Source organism: Xylophilus sp. ASV27 (genome assembly GCF_016428875.1).
GTDB lineage: Bacteria > Pseudomonadota > Gammaproteobacteria > Burkholderiales > Burkholderiaceae_C > Xylophilus.
On record NZ_JAELTO010000267.1, the window covers coordinates 1 to 503 of the forward strand.

The window sequence follows — 503 nt, forward strand, 5'->3', positions numbered from 1 at the left end:
CGGCAGCGGCAGGGCGGCGGCGGCGCTGGCGAACAGGTAGGCGCGGTGCCACTCGCTGCGGCCGCGGCAGTACGTGGCCAGCGCGGTCAGCGACTCGGCGCGCTGCGGGCGCAGCTCGTAGGCGCGCAGGTAGGCGCCCTGCACCTGCGCCGGGTCTTCGCCCAGGCGTTCGCCCAGGCGCGCCACTTCGTAGGCGGCGTACCAGACCTCCTCGTCCCAGCCGCCCATGGTGCTGCGCTGCGCGTAGTACTGGCGCGCCAGCGCCCACTGGCCGCAGTCGCGGTAGCTCTGGGCCAGGTAGAACACGTAGCGGCTGTTGTGGGGCTCGTCCTGCAGTGCCGCGGCCAGCACGGCCGCGTCCTTCTCGAACTTCTTCGGGTCCCGCGAGCGCGCGCCCTCGGGCGTGACGTCGATCCAGAAGCCCGGCACGCGCGGCTGCGCCACCGGCTGCCCGGCGTTCAGGTACTCGTGCAGCACGCCTTCCCAGCGCCAGGGCAGCGCGG

General features: G+C 74.4%; 1 pseudogene. It reads right to left on the reverse strand.

Going from position 1 to position 503, the window contains the following annotated elements:
• Positions 1-503 (reverse strand): annotated as a pseudogene (locus JHD63_RS22815) (glycosyl transferase); the annotation flags it as partial.